Here is an 18,078-nt window from a genome sequence, read left to right on the forward strand (position 1 = left end):
ATTTAGTTACTTGTAGTTGGAAAATAAGCATTTTGCTTGTGATTCTAGCTTTGACAATCTGGATGCACGGTTGGGAAATTTTGAAGAATGGTGTTCGGTGCATTGGCGGTTAACCACTTACTGCCATCGGATGCTACCACTAACCCTTGAGATTGTTTGATTTCAGGGTATTTTTTATTGACGCTTTCTTTTTCGGCTCGTTGGCGTATTCCCACCGCTCCATTTTTGCTAACTTCGAGATCGTCGCGACTTGCCCAGTTAACAATACGATCGCGATTCCCTAAAGATTCTTCAGATGTAGGAGTTAAGCCACCCCGTCCAGTAATAATAAAGGAACTACCCTTAGCAATCTTTTCGTCCTGGAATTTACAAATATCTTGAGCTAAAATTGCTTCAGCATCAACAGGAATATCAGATAATTCAAAAACCCCTGAAGCGGGATCGACATCGGGATTATTAATCGTAATTGTGCCGTCAATCCCTAATTCAGAAGCAGCTGTAATTTCGCTATCAGGCTCTTGAAAAATACCCTGAGTAGTAATTTGAATATTGCCCCCTTGTCCGCGAACTGCTTTGGCGGTAATGTCGCTATTGTCTAAAAGAGCAATACCTTCTGAGCTAATCGTAATATCTCCTCCTGTCGCTGATTCCGCTGCATTGGTAGTAATTTGGCTATTGTTGCGAAGTAACAGAGTATCTGTGTTATTCAGAGTGATATTACCGCGATCGCCTACTCTAGTTTCAGCATTTAGAGAACTGCGATCGAGATTAATAGAATTTGCTGTAATCTCTAAATTTCCTGCTAGTCCAGATCCCGAAGCACTAACGCTAATTTCTGAACCATCTAAAATACTGAGGCGATCGGTTTTCAGGCTCAAACTCCCCGCATCATCCCCTAGACCACTAGTGCTAGAAGAGATAAAACCGCCATTTAGTCTAATCGATTCAGAGGCATTAATCTCAATTTCTCCTCCAAGTCCTGTTGCTATAGCTCTCCCTACAAGATCTGCTCCAGTAGATTCAGCAGTTATAATTGCTCCATTGCTAATCGATAAGTCTTTTGTATTGATAGTTATTTTTCCTGCTAAGCCAAATCCTGCTGAAGAAGAAAATATTCCAGAGTCTTCATCGACTAATTCTATAGATTCTGAGGCATTGATGATCACATCACCACCATTGCCAGTGGCAGGGGTAATATCTGTTCCATCGAGGTTGAAAGTTCCTGATACCTGCGACGTAATTTGCCCCCCATCCCGAATAATTAATCTATCAGTATCAATCAATAAATCTCCACCATTGTTCTCGTCGGCAGATTCGCCAGTTATTTGACTAAAATTGGGAGCATCTCCAGCTATTTGAGCCGTTTCTTGATTTGAACCAGAAATTTTCAGAGTGTCAGAAGCTGATATAGAAGCGTTCTGCAGAATAATGAACTGTTTTCCTGCTAGTAGGGATATATTTTTTCCCTGAATCTGCAATTTATTAGTAAATAAAGCTACAGGAAACTCTAATGCTCTATCCTCCGCAGTTGCGGCTTGACCAAAGCTAATGTCTTGGAAATTTTCTACATTTTCATAATCTAAGGTCCATCCTGTTTCTATAGGAATTAGATTTACTTGACTATTACGAGCAACGCTTCCTAGCTCAATATTACCGTCAGCAAATATGCTTCCTCCCTCTAGGTTAAAATTACCTCCAACCAAAGCAAAAGTTTTAAGTTGATTCAAACCTAAATCAAGAGAAGCTGCTTGAATACTAATATCCCCCACCTGGCTACCAAACTGTAAACCGACAGGAATACTAATAGTTAATAGGGGAGAAGTCTGGGGATTGCTGGCACTAAACTCGATACCATCTTCAAATTGCAGGCTATCTGCAGTAGTAGTAATAAAAGAACCACCAATATCTAAGCTAGAGTTTGAGCCGAAAATAACGCCATTAGGGTTTAAGAAAAATAGATTGGCACTACCCATAGTTCCCAACAAGCCGTCTATGTTAGATACTGAATTACCTGTAACCCGAGTAAGAATATTTTGAATAGCCAAATTATTATTGAAAATAGTTTCTGTGCCTATAGGAACAGAAAAGCTTTCAAAACTATGAAATAAATTTTCTCCAGCTACAGTTCCACCACTTATTTGATAAGTTCTATCTTCTAAATTAACCTCAGAATTATTGGGTAAGGTTACATCAGGAACGGGCTGAGCGTTGCCTATAGAGGCAAACAAAAAGCAGGTAGTCAATACAACTCCCGCTCCACATATATTGTTAATAATTGACATTGTGCCTACTTACTTTAACCCTCTTTCATAACTATAGGGATTTTTAAAGAAAATACGTTGATTCAGCCTATGAAAATCAAGGTTTGATCTCAAAGTCATAATAGAGGGTTTATAAGGAGCTTAGCAACTAATTTTCTTAACTTACCAAGAATGCACCACACCAAGGTCGACCACAATTACCAGGTCTACATCCCATTACAGTAATTAAATCTGTTATCGAGTTGTTGTTTTGATCGTTAAATTTGAGAGTCAATGTTTTTTCGTCGGGAAGAAAGCTTCCTAGTTCAGTTTCAATGATAGCTGGATTCATAAATTTTTCTGTTAAAGCATTTTTAAACTCTTTAACAGAACTTGTTTGAGATGAAGTTCTTTTCTTTTCAGTTGCTGATGGTACTGGACAAGTTGCAGCAGCTTGAGAATTTTCACCAAAATACATCTTAAGTTTAACTTCTGCATCTTCTGGTAAGCCGAACTTAGTTAACATATCTCTGACTTTAAATTCAGAGATTGCTTTTGTGAGACATGTTTCCAATTCTGAACTCATGATTGTGTTCTCCTCTTGATAGTAAAATTTAGTACTTGATTTTTGATTGGCGATCGCTATAAAGAGCAAGAATTTAAAATCTCGCTTATGTTAAATAGCTTAAATAAGCTATAGGCACCAGGATCTGAAAATATGCACCAGACTTTGTCGGAAATAGACCAAAAGTCGGTCTATGTTCCTCATTAGAAAAAGATTTTGTTTATCTTAAGTGATAAAAATATTAAACGCGATCAGCCCTTCGGGCATGGCTTCACTTTCCACGTAATTAAAATATGAGTAAAAAAATTTAAAACACAATAAAGTCGCAGTCACCCAGGGTTCGGCAACTATCCAAATTATTAATTTTCGCTTGTCCAGAACGACTTACAAAAATATCGTTACTTAAACTACTAGACCGAATATTGTTTTGAAAACTACTTTGAGAAAAATTTTCATTTTTCTGACCTGTAATTTTTCCGATTGTTTTTTGATGATGGGTATTATCGCTCCGGCAAGTTGAAATCATCGCTAATACTCCCAAACTAACTTTACTCGAGTAGTGTTTTTGGAAAAAAGCGATCGCCCCCGAGCTAGAGGAAATTGTTAAGAGCGATCGCGCTTAGTTACCTACAAATATTTCTTTGTAAGCTGCTCTTTATAGCTATCTGGATTAAACATAAAGTCTCTGCAATCTTGTAATATTACTTAACAAAACATGAATTCGGAATTCGGAGTTAGGAGTTATAAATTTTTCATAAAAAAAGCTGAAATTAAGAAAATTCAAAGAAAGTGATCCGAAGGATACGCGGAGCTTAATCGCCTTTTATTGTAAGTACTACGTAGGAATACCTGGTCGTGAGTCTAGGGAAGCCTGCGCTATACTGCTTGCAGTTAGCGTCGGGAGAATGTAACTTTAAAAGACTATAATTCTGAACTCTGAACTCCGAACTCCGAACTCCGAACTCCGAATTCCTAACTCACGTTGTGGAGTCTAGCTTTGTTTGCCAATCAGCTTCAGAAGTATCGATCTTAATTACATAAGCTTGTTCTGCTGGGGTAAAAGATTCCGTATTAGCCTGTTGTTGGGCAATTAAATCAGCCGTGGCATCTGAGATATCATCTTGACGTGTATTTATGCGATCGCGCAATACTGATTCTGGTGCAGTACAGTGAATAATCTTGAGGGGAATGTGGTATAAGTTTGCTTGGGAAATTGCTGGGTGGCGCAAAGCGAGGCGATCGTATTTGGCATCCAGAATTACTGTATATCCCTCTCTGGCTAAGGTTATGCCTAAATTTAACAGGCGATCGTAGGTTTTTTGAGTCATTTCTGCAGTATAGATGCTATCTTCTCCCGACTCATCTAAAGATATTCCGGCTAAATGTTTACGAACTGCATCAGAGCGAATTTGAATTGCACCTTTGGTTCTGGCAATATTTTTGGCAACAGTACTTTTACCCGAACCTGATAACCCTGACATTAAAATTAGGCTACCCGATTTATCTTGGGTATATTGATAAGCTTGTCGATAATAGGAACTGGCAGTTATTTTGGCTTGCTGTCGCTCAGTTTCACTAACTTCAGTCTCGTCGAGCAAAAAAGAGTTCACTTTAGCTCTAACGTAAGCCTGTCTACTTAAATATAAAGGTAATAAAAGTAATCCCGTCCAATCACCAGTATATTCCAAATAGCTATTAAGAAAGATATTAGCAAAATTGGGTTGATTCCGGGCTTCTAAATCCATGACAGTAAATGCTATGTCGTAGATCGTATCTACATATCGAAAGGATTCATTAAATTCAATCCGATCAAATAGCTGAATTTTATCTCGCCATAGACAGATATTCTTGAGGTGTAAATCGCCATGACATTCTTTGATTTTCTGTTGTTCTATTCTGATTTTAAATAAATTGGCTCGCTCAATAAAAAATGAATCAGTATAAGCTTTGGTAGCTTCAAATTGTTCTTTTGTTTGAACTATACCGATATACTTTTTAGTTTGTTGATAGTTTTCATCAAAAGCAGTTCTAATTTTAGCCGTTGTTCCAAAACTGCTGATGTAGTTATTAGTTTCAGCAGTTTGATGAAACTGAGCTACAATTTTACCCAGATCAGTAAAGCGATCGCTGGTTAATTTATTTGCTGCTAAAAGATTAACAAAAAGGTTTTCTTGAGGAAACTGATGCATCTTAAGTGCATACTCGATAATGTTGTCTGAGTTATTGAGTATAAATTGCTTGTTATGCTCGCTAATAGGAACAACTTCTAAATATAACTCTGGAGCTATTTTTTTATTGAGTCTTAGCTCTGCTTCTAAAAAATATTTTCTTTTTGTTAATGTAGAATAATCGAGAAAACCAAAATTAACATTTTTCTTAACTTTATAGGCATATTTCCCTATTAGAAAAAGATAGGAAGCATGAGTTTGGATCATTTTTACCTTTTTCGCAATAGTATGAGGATAAAAACTTGCCTGTTGCATTTGAAATACTAAACTAGAAATATTAGTCATATTAACTTTCTAAGTTCAATTTCTGACTTCGGTGAGTCATTATCCATTACTTCGTTTATTTACTGTGCTTTTCACATGGGTAGACCACACCTAAAATTTAGGAAATCAGTATATGTTGATTACAGTTCGATACATTTCTCCTAAATGAGCAATGACATCTATCAAAGTTAAACGATAATCACTGAGATGATCGGTGTGTAGCCCTTCAAATTTGAGTTGATGCTCTAAATTATCAATTAATTCCATATGAATTTCTACCACCTTATTCATGGGTAAATTGATAAAAAAAGCTTCTTCAACAAATCGATCAATTAGTGTGTTGATGCTATCTTCTGAGGAAAAGTAATTAAAAAGAATTTGAGAGTATATTACTTTAAGTTTCTCAAGTAATTTCTTTTGTTCAAAATTGGAAAGACGATTGAAAAAATACTGTGAATCTCTTTGAGAATAAATACCTGAATACCCTAATCGTTCTTGTAGCTTGGAATTGAGACGATTTTGCTGGGAATTTTGTCCATTCATCTGACAACTTTTGATTATAGCTTCAGGCATTACATCATCATCTTCTAATTTAAGAGAGTTGCACAGTTTTGCGGTTTAAGAATTGTTGACTATTATTTAGACTGACACTGGTTGATTTAGCCTTGAAAAGCGAATTGATCCATGTCGTTGATATTTTTTGGCTTTAGTATGCTTTAAATCTGGCATTTCTTGCCAACAGTTGCGACAAAACCAATATTCTCGATTGTGATCTAGATAGTGAAGCATTGGACTAGAGCAACATGGACAGACAGTTGAAACATTCATGATTATTTAAACCAAATTGTGTGAGATTACTAAGTGTTAGGCAGATTAGATTTTTGACAATGAATTTAAGTGTAAGTTTTGATAGAGAATAATGCGCTCAATACCCAGCTTGGCTGCTTGGGAGGTACACATTTCTATATTGTTTTTTAGGTATTACTTCAAACCAAATTTTTAATTGATGATATAAGCTTTTCCTCTCTTTTATCTGATCCTGTTCTTAATCATAGTTTTGAAATTTGAAGAAGCTGTGAAGAACTTAGAAGAATATTAAAAGAATTTTTATTAATTGATAAAAACACAAATAATATTCCAATGTGGTTAGAGACACAATGTCTTATATTACGGGAATTTCAGCTAGAAGATTTATCTCAATTTGCACCAATACTTGCAAATCCACAAGTCATGAAGTTTTCTCCCACTGGTATTCTCTCCGTCGAGCAAACGCAAATAAAAGTAAACAGTTTTATAGCTTCATACAATAACATCACCCTAGATCTTAATTAATTTAATTTGAATTGTTATTCTGTTGATAATATTTATCTTCATAAGAGCGATCGTAAATATATCCTAAATTCTTCTCAGTGCCCAAAGTTTGACGCACTACGTTCATGGTTCTGGCTAAAAGATAATTGGACTCTTTGGTGATGGCAACAGGAGCATAATTTAAGCCTAGCTTAATCACATCATTAATTAGACTGACAATTCCTTGTAACAGGTTTTTATTTTCCGAGAAGAGACGCATTTCATAATCAACAAATATGGGCTGCCAACTGATGTCATCGTCGTCATAAAATCCCTGATAACGTTCTATTAAGATTGGTAGATGATCGCGATGTTCTTCGATGTTGGCAATTGCCTCTTCTGGGTTTTCAGGAGCAAAATATTTTCGGACTACTTTCTGAGCAAACTTAGTCATGGAATCCTGTCGGGAAAAAGTCGAGAAGTATAGATTAGAGCTAGATTTGTCTGAAGCATATCCCGAACCTAAATAAAGAGTTGCCTGTCCCCCAACATAACTATCAATCCATCCTCCCGCTACACCCATTCGAGCATTGAGTAGCTTATCTTCTTCCAGCAACGGTTGAGACAAAGGACGAGTACTTGATAATAACTGAAACTGAGGTTGAGAGTACCAATTTTTTTCCGCTAGCGGTTGATAAAAATGACTAACTCCTGTTGCCAGATCTGTAGTAGCTTCTTCCAGCAAAGGTGATAGACGGTAAACCCCTGGAGGCATCATTTCTGGTTCTTTGACTCCGTGTCGAATCATGGTGTAATAATCAGACACAACACAGATGACATATTGCCCAACGTAGGAGTCGTTCTGTTGCACTTGTGCTTGATAAAAAGGCGATTCAATAATTTTTTCAGCTGTTGCTTCGTTAACGAAGACAAAGGGGACTAAAGTTGCTGCTGTTGGAGGTTGCGATCGCATTTCCTTATAATCAACCGTTGATTCGGTAAAGGCTAATTCAGCATAAGTTAGGGCTAAAATTCCATCAGCAGGTTTTTGTGCCAAAGCTTGACGTACTGGATGAGTAGGGTTATCGCGAAAATCATCACGATCTTTTTCTCTTTGCTCTCTTTTATAGTTAGCATCTTGATAAAGTTCATCAAGAATCTCCTGAGATTGTTGCCAGATACCATGGGTAACCTGGCGGTATTGGTCACGAATTTCTTTATCTTCCACTGCGGAGGCTAATTCATCTAGGGTTTGATAGGTTACAAACTGATCTAGTTGTTCAACTTGATTAACATCCCCCTGAGAAATATGCTGCGCCAACATAACTCTAGTACCAAAGTCTAGCATCACTCTTGCCAGACTAAATTGGGATTTCCACCAAGGAAGATCTGGTTCGGAATCCCCATCGAGAGTCGTGTAAAAATTAGATACTTCAGGACGAAAGTCCGCAGCCAATGCCATATACAACAGAGAATTAACTAAAATTTCTGCTTCTTCTTTAGTAATATTTTGAGGATTAAAATCTGCCCGATTAAATAATTGTTTATTTTGCAACAAAGAACCGTAGGTAGCCACAAAAGCACTGCCAGAACTGGCACCTGAAACACAGGCAACATTGAATCTCGCATTTGCAGGAGCTTTATCGGTTGCATCTCTAATTATTTCTGCTGCCCAAGTTAGGGTAGATGCCCAATTATAGCCATTGCCCGAAGCCGAAAGACAAACAATATTTTCGGCTATTTCGGTATTGTGGTTAATTTTAGTTTCTTTCGCCTCTACCAGTTGACTAGATAAATTAATCGCGACCACGCTAGCGAGCCAAAGAATTTTTATCGAGGCTTTCTGTAATATTTTCAAGACTTATTCTTTATAGTTTAATGACAAAAAAATTGTAATATTTAATCTAATTAAATAAATCTTTTACTGTAATCGCCTGCTCTTAATTGCCTAAAAACTATTAAAAGTGATTTTAAAACGTCTGTACTTTATCTTGTTTATGAGTGTTTGCTTGCTGCTAATAGCTGTAAACTCATCATTTAAAGCGATCGCCAATAATCCTCAAGCTCAAAGCGAAGAAATGACCTGGACTGCTGAGAACTCAGACCCTAGAACACTGGAATGGATGGTCGGTTCACCCCCACCACCTGATAAAATAATTCGCTTTGACGATAACAGTTTTGCCAAGTTTCCTCAGTGGCGTTGGACGGTATGCAACTTTCAGCAGTTGATGCCCACAAAGCCAGTTAGTCGTGAATTGTCAGCAGTTACGCAGTTGAAAAGCAAGGAAGTATCAGGGATTGACGATGTAACCTTTATTCCGTTAGGTGCTGAAGAACCTATGACCTGGAAAGAGTCTTTGGCAGCCAATTTCACGGATGGTATTTTGGTGATGCATCACGGCAAGGTTGTTTACGAAACCTATGCTGGTTGCCTAGATCCCACCAAACGTCATGGAGCGATGTCCATGACCAAATCCTTTATTGGATTGCTAGGAGAGATGTTAATAGCTGAGGGTCAACTTGACGAAAGCAAGTTTGTCCGAGATTACATTCCCGAACTGACAGAAAGTGCCTTTGGTGATGCTACGGTGCGACAGGTTTTGGATATGACAACAAGTTTGGATTATAGCGAGGACTATTCCGATCCCAACGCTGGAGTCTGGCAACACGCAGCAGCAGGTAATCCCCTACCAAAGCCCGCAGACTATACTGGTCCTAGAACCTATTTTGAATTTTTACAAACGGTTCAGAAACAAGGAGAACATGGAGACAGCTTTGCTTACAAAACTATTAACACTGATGTTTTGGGTTGGTTAATTAGTAGGGTTACAGGTAAACCTGTCACTGAAGTACTGTCGGAAAAAATATGGGGCAAAATAGGAGCCGATCTGGATGCTTATATGTCGGTGGATTCTATTGGCACGCCATTTGCTGGGGGTGGTCTGAGTGCTGGTCTGCGGGATATGGCTCGCTTTGGTCAAATGATTCTGAATGAAGGGATGGTAGATGATGAAAGGGTTTTACCTGTATCAGTGATTGAAAGTATTCAGGGCGGAGGCGATCGCAATTCCTTTAAAGACGCAGGTTACTCTGCACTTGAGAATTGGAGCTATCGCAGTATGTGGTGGATTACCCACAACGATCGCGGTGCATTCATGGCTAGAGGCGTACACGGTCAAGCCCTCTACATCGATCCTGGGGCAGATATGACGATCGTTCGCTTTGCTTCCCATCCTGAAGCAAAAAATGCTGTCATCGATCCGACATCTTTGCCAGCATACGAGGCTTTGGCTAATTATTTAATGCAGGTCGATCCTTAGTCGATCCTTACAAGATTTTTCTCCCATTTTTTCCACAAATTTAATTTTTGGACAAGTCTACTGATTAATTGGCAATCCCGTAACGATGAAGCTTTTAGTGCGTAACATCAGTTATTTAAGTAACTTACACGAACATAATTTAGCATCACTTGCCTTTCTGAACAGCTTTCAGTAACGTTGTTAACATTAAGTAAGAAGAAGTTGCGCCAGGGTCTTGATGTCCGACACTTCTTTCTCCTAAATAGCTAGCTCGTCCTTTTCTGGCAATTAAAGGAATCGTTTTTTTCATTCCTTCTTCAGCAGCATTAACTGCTTTTTGCAAGCCTTCAACCACAGAATTATTATCAGCCAGACTTTGTTGGAAAGCATCGACAGCAGGAGATAAAGCATCGATCATTGTCTTATCTTCCAACTGAGCTTTTCCTCGGTAAATAACTCCTTCTAAACCTGCTTGTAATAACTTGACTAATTCCTCTGGTGTTAACTCCTCTTTTTGGGCAGCAACAGCACTAGCTTTGAGAAAAAATGTCCCATACAGTGGACCACTTGCTCCCCCAACGGTAGAGATTAAAGTCATACTTACAGTTTTCAAAATGGTACCAATATCTTGATCGATAACCGTAGGTAACTTTTCGCTTACTTTTTGAAAACCTCGATTCATATTAATCCCATGATCTGCATCGCCAATAGCTGCATCTAATTCCGTCAAATAGTCTTTTTTTTCGGCAATAACAGCAGTAAAACCATTTATCCAGTCAATAATTTGTTGTTGGCTGACCATAATTAGAGATTATATTCCCCAACGAAAAGATATAGTTTTAACAGGAGCATCCCAGAGTTTAACTAATTCATCATCCATCTTAAGCAACGTAATCGAACATCCTTGCATTTCTAAAGATGTGATATAACTTCCCACTAAGTTACGGACAATTTTCAAGCCTTTTTTCTCACAAATTTCTGCTAATTTTCGATAGACAATATACAACTCAGGAATCGGAGTTCCTCCCATGCCATTGACAAAAGCCAAGACTGAATCTCCAGATGCTAAGGTCGGATCGATTAATTCTAAATCTGTCCATTGTTCCTTATCTTCATCCCACTCTCTTAAAATTCTTTTGTAAGCAGAATCTTCAATAATAGAAAGAGCCATCATTTCGGTAATTTCATTGGCAGTTTTCCAGGGTAATCTTTCTCGACCTGGTTCACCATGAATCCCAATACCAAATTCTATTTCATTGTCACCTAAATCAAATAGAGGAGTACCTTTTTGGGGAGTAATACAGGAAGTGAGTGCCATTCCGATACTGCGACCATTAAGATTAACTTTACGAGTAAGTTCGGCAATTTTGGTTAAGTCATATTTAGCTTCCGCTGCCGCCCCGCAAATTTTAGCGGCTAATACAGAAGTTCCCACTCCTCTTCGTCCCTGAGTGTAAAGACTATCTTTAACAGCAACATCATCATCAATGATAATATTTAGCACTCTAATTCCTTCTGAAATCGCTAGTTCCGCAGCCATTTCATAGTTCATTACATCCCCACTGTAGTTATTAACTAGATATAGGACTCCTGAACCAGAATTAACCATTTTTGCTGCTTCTAACATCTGATCTGGTGTCGGTGCAGTAAAAACTTCACCAGGACAAGCTGCATCTAGCATTCCATAACCAACACAGCCATTGTATAAAGGTTCATGTCCACTTCCGCTACCAGACACGATCGCGACTTTATCTTGAATAGGTGCGTCGGCACGATAAATAAAGTTAGGCTCAAAATGAACTTTAATAATGTCAGGATGGGCAACAGCCATACCTGCTAGGTTTTCTTGAACAACATCTTCAGGGTTATTAATTAATTTTTTCATTAGATATTCCCCGAGCTTCAAACTGCTTCTAATTGAAGTCTAAAATTAATTTTGCCGCGCAAAACAGTTGTGTTGCAAAAAGTGACAATAAAGGGCTTCGCCCTAGCTATTAGCTATTAGCTATTAGCTGTTAGCTGTTAGCTCCAATCAAATAGAGTCTTAAACTTTTCTTACGACAATAGCTTTAACAAGGACAAAGGCTTAAGCTGCATGTACTCTCGCAACGCTTTGTCGCGCTACCTGATTGTGGACACCGCCAAGTCAGTGGGGTCTTTACCCAATCTACGCTTTTAGTAGTGAATTTAAAGCTAAAAGCTAAAGGCTAAAGGCTAAAAGCTTTTTGATAATTCTATTTCTATCGTTTGCTTCTAGAAATTGGGATCGCTTTCAAAGCTTTACGATCAATTTTGCTATTAATGGTTAAAGGTAAGTTGTCTAAAAAATGGATTTCTGGAGGAATCATATAATTGGGCATAGTTTCTCCGCAAAAAAGACGAATTTCCTGAGCTGTAGGAACTGACTTATTTTCTTCTACGACTAAAAAAGCAGCCAGTGTAGTATTTTCTTGATTATTCTGGGCGATCGCTGCTACTTGGGCAATGCGTGGATGTTCTCTGAGTCGGCGTTCGATTTCTTCTAATTCGACGCGATTGCCCATAATTTTTACTTGTAGATCGCGACGACCTGCTAGGTAAAGTTCTCCCTTTGACCCCTTATAGGCCAAATCTCCAGTACGAAATACTTTCTCTTCAGATAGAGGGTTAAGAGGATTGGGAATCAAAGCCTTATTAGTTATCTCAGGATTTCGCCAGTATCCAGAAAAGAGATTTGCCCCCCGTAAATAAATTTCTCCAATCTGGTCTGGTTGGTTAATTTCATTTTGCTCTTCATCTAATAAAAGCATTTCTGCACCAGGGTGAGCAAAACCAATGGAGAGATTTTTGGTGTCTGGAAATAAAGGATTGGGGACTTCTGTAAAAGAACAGGCGATCGATTCTGATTGTCCAAAACAGTTGATAATTCTGACTTGAGGCAGTAGAGATCGGAGTTGAATTATATCGGCGATCGCAAATGATTCTCCAGCAAATAAAGTAGTTTTTAGGTGTTGTAGTTTGGCTATATCTTGAGCAGCATAGTGCAATAATAATTTCCAAATTGAGGGGACACAGTTGAGCTGAGTAATTTGATGTCGATTTATATAGCGTAATAATTTTGGGGGAATTAAAGTAAGCTTGCGAGGTATTTGAACTAAAGTCGCTCCACTTCCTAAAGCTAAACCCATGTCTAGTAAGGAAAAGTCAAATTGTAACGGTGCGATAGTACCTATTCTTGCTGGTGATGATAATTGACAGTAATTTACTAAAGCTCTAAAAAAAGCAATTACGGCGCGATGGGTCATCATAATCCCCTTGGGATTACCAGTAGTTCCTGAAGTAAAAATGATATAAGCTAAGTCTGATTCTAGAACCGGTCTTCTACGAGAACGAAATTCTGTAGGTAATGTATCTGGGATGTGGAGAGAATTACCATCTAAAAATCCTAGAAGTATTTGATCGGAATTAGAAATATTTTGTTCATTAGATGATTCCTGAATATGTAGCTTGGCTTCTGTAGTGACTACAATTTCTGCTAATCTTCCTGGTGGAGTTTCTGGACTGACTGGAACAAATACTAAACCTAACAGAGAACAGGCAATTATTAAGGCGATCGCTTGGGGACAGGATTCTAACTCTAAAATTATTCTATCTCCAGCAGCTAAACCGCGATCGTCTAGAATATCTGCATAGGTATGAGAGTAGTTAAATAAGTCTTGATAACTCCATTGACAGTTAGCAGAGATAATGGCGATCGCATTTGGAGAATTTTGAGCGTATTGCAGTAAATATTGATGCAGTAAAACAGGTTGCCAATTGTGGGGATAAGTACCTGGATAAATCTTACAATCGTTCATGAATAAAAATATGGATAATAAAAAGTTAGCAAGCGATCGTGGCTCTAGGAAATTACCAAATTTAGCTTTTGGTAAAGAATGGGCATTATTAGAGTTAGTTACTCTTGGTTTAAATTCAGCTAGCGAACAAGAAATGTTTGCCGAATTAATTAGTGACCAAGATTTGGATTGGCAAGAATTACTAAAACAAGCAACAAGGCATAAAATTACTTGTCTTCTAGCATTTTATATAATTACTAATAACTTGTCTGAAGTCATTACTTTAGATCTAAAACAGCAGTTAGAAACTATTTTGTTTTTTAACAGACACAAGATTAAGATATATCGCAGCAAAGCGGCAGAAATTATTCGAGCTTTAACTAAAAATAAAATTAAATTTGTAGGCACAAAAGGTATTTCTTTAGAATCGACACTATATCAGGGTAATGGTAATCGTACCTTGTCAGATATTGATTTTATGATTTTGCCTAATGATAGAAAAGTTGTTAGTGAAATTTTGGCAGATTTAGGATATCAGATGGGTACTTTTGAGCCAAAAACTGGTACTATCAAACCCCATAGTCGAGAAATGATGATTAACTACAAGTTAAATCCAGATCATTTACCTGCTCATATTTTATTAATTGATGATGTTATCGTTCCTTTTATCGAAGTAGATATTGCTAATAGTTTGACTTGGACTTTGTCTCCTTTTCAAATTCCTGTTGAGGTTGCCTTGGAGAATATTGTTTATCAACCTATTCCAGAAATAAAAGATATTAGTTTACCTTCTTTTGCACCTCAATTTCAGTTTATTTTTACGATTCTTCATTTATTTAAAGAAGCCTGGATTGAACTTACTTTAGATATGAATGGAAAAGATGTATCTTTAAGTAAATTTAGTGATGTAGTAAGAATTTGGAGTAGACATCAAAATGAACTTCAGAACGAAGAGTTTGTAAAAATACTTGAGCAGTTTGATCTTATACAACCAGTAGTTTGGGTATTGGAACATTTAGATCGGACATTGCAAACAAACATTATTTCTAGTTTGGGTTTAGAAGGGAAAGTTACAGAAGAATGGTTGTCTAGTGCGGCTCCAAGTGGAACAAAAGCACGACTATGGCGAGGAACGATGAGAAAACGTCTTTTTACTCAAGATCGTCGTCAACTTTTTAGACAGTAAAGCGGCAAAGCCGCAGCTATTAGCTATCAGCTATTAGCTTTTTGATTGATTTACTAAAGGAGTGAAAATTATAAAATCATACCTCTATTCAGCAACGCCATTTAAGTAAACTTTAGAGCTTAAAGCTTAAAGCTTAGAGCTTAGAGCTTTAAGCTTTCAAATAGCAATTTTCAATTTTTCTGATACTATATCGACAATATCAGAAATCGCTCTAAAGCTTTCATAGCTTATTTCATCCATATCAAATTCAAAACCAAAGACTTCTTCTAGTCCTAAAACTAAGGAGACGGCATTGAGCGAATTAAGACCTAGACTAAACAATTCTACGTTATCGGTTAGTTCACTGGTAGAAATATCTGGCAAATTATCTGATATCAATTGGCGAATTTTTTGTTTAATAGTTTCTATTTGATTCATCTGATTTCCTCCTATTTATTCCGTAAAAGTATAAATTTGCTATACTTGTAGTACTCCCATTCTGGGAGTGACAGGACATTATAATATTTAGTCATATTACCTATACCACCGATTACAGTTTTGCCTCGACTTTCTACCCAAGCATGGGCAATAAATTGACCTTGGTTATCTTTACTAATGCCGATACGTAATTGATTAGGATAATTTTGTTTTGATAGTATTACTTGAGCTGCTATTGCTCTAGCAAGACATTTAACTCCAGGTATATAGGGGCTAACTATCGTTATTGCCCAAATAATTTTATAGATCGAGACTTGTTTATTTTGTTTGGGTTGAGCTATTTTAGCTAGTAGATTACGTAAGGTTTGAAACTGAATAAATTGTAATCCTACTCTAATTAAAATTAGTAGTATTGCTACTTTCAGTAAAAGAAAGCGATCGCTCCAATTATCCTTGACTATTTTATACAGTTGTTCTACTGTCTTGAACATTTTTAAGAGAATTAACTTTGTTTTCTATAGTGGTAATTACCTGATTGATGATGCTGAAATCTTGAGGACGTTCTAACTTGAAAGCAGGAACACTTTTTAATAATTGAATACATTGACTAAAGTGTTTTTCTAAAGCCTCATTCTGTAACAATTGAGCTGGACAAGGAAAAAATTTAGTCAAGGTCATAAATGCTTCCGTGCCCGTCATTGGAGTCATTCTTATTTGATTTCCGATATCTAACGCAAATATCCCCGCTAATGGACAGGGTTCTGAGGTAAATTTTTCTGGTTGTCGAATAACTCTTTTTCGTGAACCAGGAAACAAAGGAGATAAGTTAGAAATATTAAAATCTAAACCTTTGATGGTTGCAGGCCAAATTTTTATCTGCGGAAAAGCAGGATAAACAGTGGGAATATCTTGAATATTATTTATCGCAACCATGTCATCAGCTAATACAGGATAGCCATGTTTGGCAAATGCTGCCGCCATAGTAGATTTTCCAGCACCTGGAGCACCAACAATAACTACAGCATAATCCCCAATTTTTACAGCACTAGCATGAAGCAGAAAAAAGCCTCTTTGATAGAGAATCAAACCTAATGCTTCACTTAAGATATACAAATTGAGGAGTTCTGGCTCGATATCATCAGAATCTGGATCTACAGTTAAATTATTGCCATCTTGGGCTAAAAAAGATCCTACTCCAGACCATTGCAAGTAAGCTTCTTGACTATTACTTTTAACTCCAAAGTAAGCTTGATTGCCTTGACGGAAAATAGAAGTTGATTCTAATGCTGGTAAGCCAATGGTATCTTTTTTAAGATATATATCTGCGTTGGGGTTTCCTTTTGGTAGTACTGGGAGAAAAAAGTCGGAGATAATGTTCAGACCATAGGCTTGATGAGTGAACATAATTTATAGCTGTAATATACTAAATAAGGTAAGCAGAGTTACCAACAAAGAGCTTAAGATGATTTAGCTGCTTACCTTACATTTTTCTGATATAGCAATACGAACTTTTATTAGGACACTCATTACTCGATACTCGTTACTCACCCTTCGGGAGGTGCCCTAAAGGACTTCCTTCGGTCGCGCATTCCCTTGCCCAGATAACGCTCCTGGGTAAACGCCTTACGTCGACGCGGTGAAGCAGTGCGGTCTTGGGGGTTTCCCCCATGAGCAACTGCTGAATCCTTTAGGGGGTCGCACCTTTACTTACGAGCAATCAAATAAACTTGTCCTAACGTAACTTTGTACGGCTATACATGGCGATCGCTTTAAAGATTAGAAATTATCTCTGCTATCCCAAACGGTAGGATCGGATTGATAATCTCTAGATTCACTATCTGCCGAATCTCTCGTTGACCAAAGATCTGGTTCATGATCTCCATCACTATCATAGGCATCTAACACAGATCCATTGGCTGTCTCGACTGTCTTCCCTATCTTCTCTACAGGGTACAATCTGTCATTTACTACTACAGCTTCTAGATCTTTATCTCTATTAATTAAAATTTCATCAGAATTATTGTCACCTGTGATATCAGTAAAATCATTTAAGCTGCCATTGTTAGCTTTTGTTATATGTTGTATTTTACCTAAATTCTTAATAGTTGGTAGTTCATAAGTTTCTTTGATATTCATTATGTCTCCTCCGTTATTATTTTTTATTCTTGATGCTAAAACTTGATTGGTTTCAATTGAACCTGATATTAGCTGGATTTCTTATTTCAACTAATCCCTCATGTTCTAATTCTTCTAGAAAAGATTTCAAATCGCGATCGCATTGTTCTAAATCAACATCATATTTATTTAGAATAATACTTTTAATTTCACTAACAGCTTTAGGTTCCTGTAGTAAGTGCCAAATAGTAGCTCCAACATGATTTAAGCCATAATATTCCTCAGACTTAAGATCGAGAATTACCACTTCTTTATTTAAGTTAGAATAACGTTTATCTTTGGCTGTTACTACGATACTCATTTCTTCTATCATTAGCTTAAGATCTTATTTGGACAGATCAGGATAATTACGGATATACAGAACAAGGACTCTACATTTAGTAGTTATGCATGGTTTTTAGTTAAAACAAGAAGCTTGATTCGCTAATAATACAGAATAATGTCATTCAATTTACACCATATGCTAGCTTGTTCTCTAAATATGTAAATCAGTATTTTCAACTAAATAATTTTAACGATTAAAAATGCTAAATAAGTATTTACACGTAAATATAACTATTTATTAATTATCTTCAATATCTTAATTCTTAAGTATATTA

General features: G+C 37.1%; 18 protein-coding genes. 3 read left to right on the forward strand and 15 right to left on the reverse strand.

Translation table 11 applies throughout. From position 1 onward, the window contains the following. Positions 1-44: 44 nt before the first annotated feature. From PLEUR7319_RS33960 to PLEUR7319_RS42450, 6 genes are all read right to left on the reverse strand, one after another. Positions 45-2,282: a filamentous hemagglutinin N-terminal domain-containing protein gene (locus tag PLEUR7319_RS33960; protein WP_019503634.1), complete on the reverse strand. Its 2,238-nt coding sequence runs from the start codon at positions 2,280-2,282 to the stop codon at positions 45-47. Between the two features lie 136 nt (positions 2,283-2,418). Then, on the reverse strand, positions 2,419-2,826 hold the full coding sequence (locus PLEUR7319_RS0102540; RefSeq protein ID WP_019503635.1) for a hypothetical protein: 408 nt from the start codon (positions 2,824-2,826) through the stop codon (positions 2,419-2,421). A 286-nt stretch (positions 2,827-3,112) separates the two neighbouring features. Then, positions 3,113-3,331: a hypothetical protein gene (locus tag PLEUR7319_RS42445; protein WP_019503636.1), complete on the reverse strand. Its 219-nt coding sequence runs from the start codon at positions 3,329-3,331 to the stop codon at positions 3,113-3,115. Positions 3,332-3,782: 451 nt separating this feature from the next. Next, entirely contained in the window at positions 3,783-5,318 is a 1,536-nt protein-coding gene (locus PLEUR7319_RS0102550) for a bifunctional aminoglycoside phosphotransferase/ATP-binding protein (RefSeq protein ID WP_019503637.1), read from the reverse strand. Between the two features lie 105 nt (positions 5,319-5,423). Beyond that, positions 5,424-5,870 (reverse strand): hypothetical protein, encoded by a 447-nt coding sequence (locus PLEUR7319_RS33965; RefSeq protein ID WP_019503638.1) that lies wholly within the window; start codon positions 5,868-5,870, stop codon positions 5,424-5,426. Positions 5,871-5,936: 66 nt separating this feature from the next. Continuing rightward, positions 5,937-6,125: a hypothetical protein gene (locus tag PLEUR7319_RS42450; RefSeq protein ID WP_071592898.1), complete on the reverse strand. Its 189-nt coding sequence runs from the start codon at positions 6,123-6,125 to the stop codon at positions 5,937-5,939. Between the two features lie 312 nt (positions 6,126-6,437). On the opposite strand from PLEUR7319_RS42450, the gene PLEUR7319_RS0102560 reads away from it, so the two are divergent. Beyond that, on the forward strand, positions 6,438-6,629 hold the full coding sequence (locus tag PLEUR7319_RS0102560) for a GNAT family N-acetyltransferase (RefSeq protein WP_019503639.1): 192 nt from the start codon (positions 6,438-6,440) through the stop codon (positions 6,627-6,629). Between the two features lies 1 nt (position 6,630). Here the strand turns inward: PLEUR7319_RS0102560 and PLEUR7319_RS0102565 are convergent, their stop codons facing one another. Then, on the reverse strand, positions 6,631-8,445 hold the full coding sequence (locus PLEUR7319_RS0102565) for a hypothetical protein (RefSeq protein WP_144054226.1): 1,815 nt from the start codon (positions 8,443-8,445) through the stop codon (positions 6,631-6,633). A 139-nt stretch (positions 8,446-8,584) separates the two neighbouring features. Between PLEUR7319_RS0102565 and PLEUR7319_RS0102570 the strand changes: the two genes are divergently transcribed. Continuing rightward, positions 8,585-9,907, forward strand: a complete 1,323-nt coding sequence (locus tag PLEUR7319_RS0102570; protein WP_019503641.1) for a serine hydrolase — start codon at positions 8,585-8,587, stop codon at positions 9,905-9,907. Between the two features lie 145 nt (positions 9,908-10,052). Here PLEUR7319_RS0102570 and dhaL read toward each other — a convergent pair whose 3' ends face one another. The 3 genes from dhaL to PLEUR7319_RS0102585 form a co-directional block, all read right to left on the reverse strand. Continuing rightward, complete coding sequence (gene dhaL / locus PLEUR7319_RS0102575; protein WP_019503642.1) at positions 10,053-10,688, reverse strand: dihydroxyacetone kinase subunit DhaL; 636 nt, start codon at positions 10,686-10,688, stop codon at positions 10,053-10,055. 9 nt (positions 10,689-10,697) lie between these two features. Next, the gene (dhaK, locus tag PLEUR7319_RS0102580) at positions 10,698-11,771 is read right to left on the reverse strand and encodes a dihydroxyacetone kinase subunit DhaK (RefSeq protein WP_019503643.1); all 1,074 of its coding nucleotides are present in this window, start codon (positions 11,769-11,771) and stop codon (positions 10,698-10,700) included. Positions 11,772-12,126: 355 nt separating this feature from the next. Beyond that, positions 12,127-13,722: an AMP-binding protein gene (locus PLEUR7319_RS0102585; RefSeq protein WP_019503644.1), complete on the reverse strand. Its 1,596-nt coding sequence runs from the start codon at positions 13,720-13,722 to the stop codon at positions 12,127-12,129. A 10-nt stretch (positions 13,723-13,732) separates the two neighbouring features. Here PLEUR7319_RS0102585 and PLEUR7319_RS0102590 point away from each other — a divergent pair, with 10 nt between their 5' ends. Further along, positions 13,733-14,887 (forward strand): nucleotidyltransferase family protein, encoded by a 1,155-nt coding sequence (locus PLEUR7319_RS0102590; RefSeq protein ID WP_144054227.1) that lies wholly within the window; start codon positions 13,733-13,735, stop codon positions 14,885-14,887. A gap of 156 nt (positions 14,888-15,043) precedes the next feature. Here the strand turns inward: PLEUR7319_RS0102590 and PLEUR7319_RS0102595 are convergent, their stop codons facing one another. The 5 genes from PLEUR7319_RS0102595 to PLEUR7319_RS0102615 form a co-directional block, all read right to left on the reverse strand. Then, positions 15,044-15,304: an acyl carrier protein gene (locus PLEUR7319_RS0102595; protein ID WP_019503646.1), complete on the reverse strand. Its 261-nt coding sequence runs from the start codon at positions 15,302-15,304 to the stop codon at positions 15,044-15,046. A gap of 11 nt (positions 15,305-15,315) precedes the next feature. Next, positions 15,316-15,795 (reverse strand): lasso peptide biosynthesis B2 protein, encoded by a 480-nt coding sequence (locus PLEUR7319_RS0102600; RefSeq protein ID WP_019503647.1) that lies wholly within the window; start codon positions 15,793-15,795, stop codon positions 15,316-15,318. Further along, positions 15,767-16,708 carry a hypothetical protein gene (locus tag PLEUR7319_RS33970; RefSeq protein WP_019503648.1) on the reverse strand — a complete coding sequence of 314 codons (942 nt, stop codon included), beginning with the start codon at positions 16,706-16,708 and terminating at the stop codon, positions 15,767-15,769. The genes PLEUR7319_RS0102600 and PLEUR7319_RS33970 overlap by 29 nt, the downstream gene beginning before the upstream one ends. Positions 16,709-17,080: 372 nt before the next feature. Continuing rightward, positions 17,081-17,440 carry a hypothetical protein gene (locus tag PLEUR7319_RS0102610; RefSeq protein WP_019503649.1) on the reverse strand — a complete coding sequence of 120 codons (360 nt, stop codon included), beginning with the start codon at positions 17,438-17,440 and terminating at the stop codon, positions 17,081-17,083. A gap of 52 nt (positions 17,441-17,492) precedes the next feature. Further along, a complete protein-coding gene (locus PLEUR7319_RS0102615) occupies positions 17,493-17,780 on the reverse strand; it encodes a PqqD family peptide modification chaperone (RefSeq protein ID WP_202804205.1) in 288 nt (95 codons plus the stop codon). Positions 17,781-18,078: the final 298 nt, after the last annotated feature.

This window comes from Pleurocapsa sp. PCC 7319, assembly GCF_000332195.1.
In the GTDB taxonomy this organism is placed as follows: Bacteria; Cyanobacteriota; Cyanobacteriia; order Cyanobacteriales; family Xenococcaceae; genus Waterburya.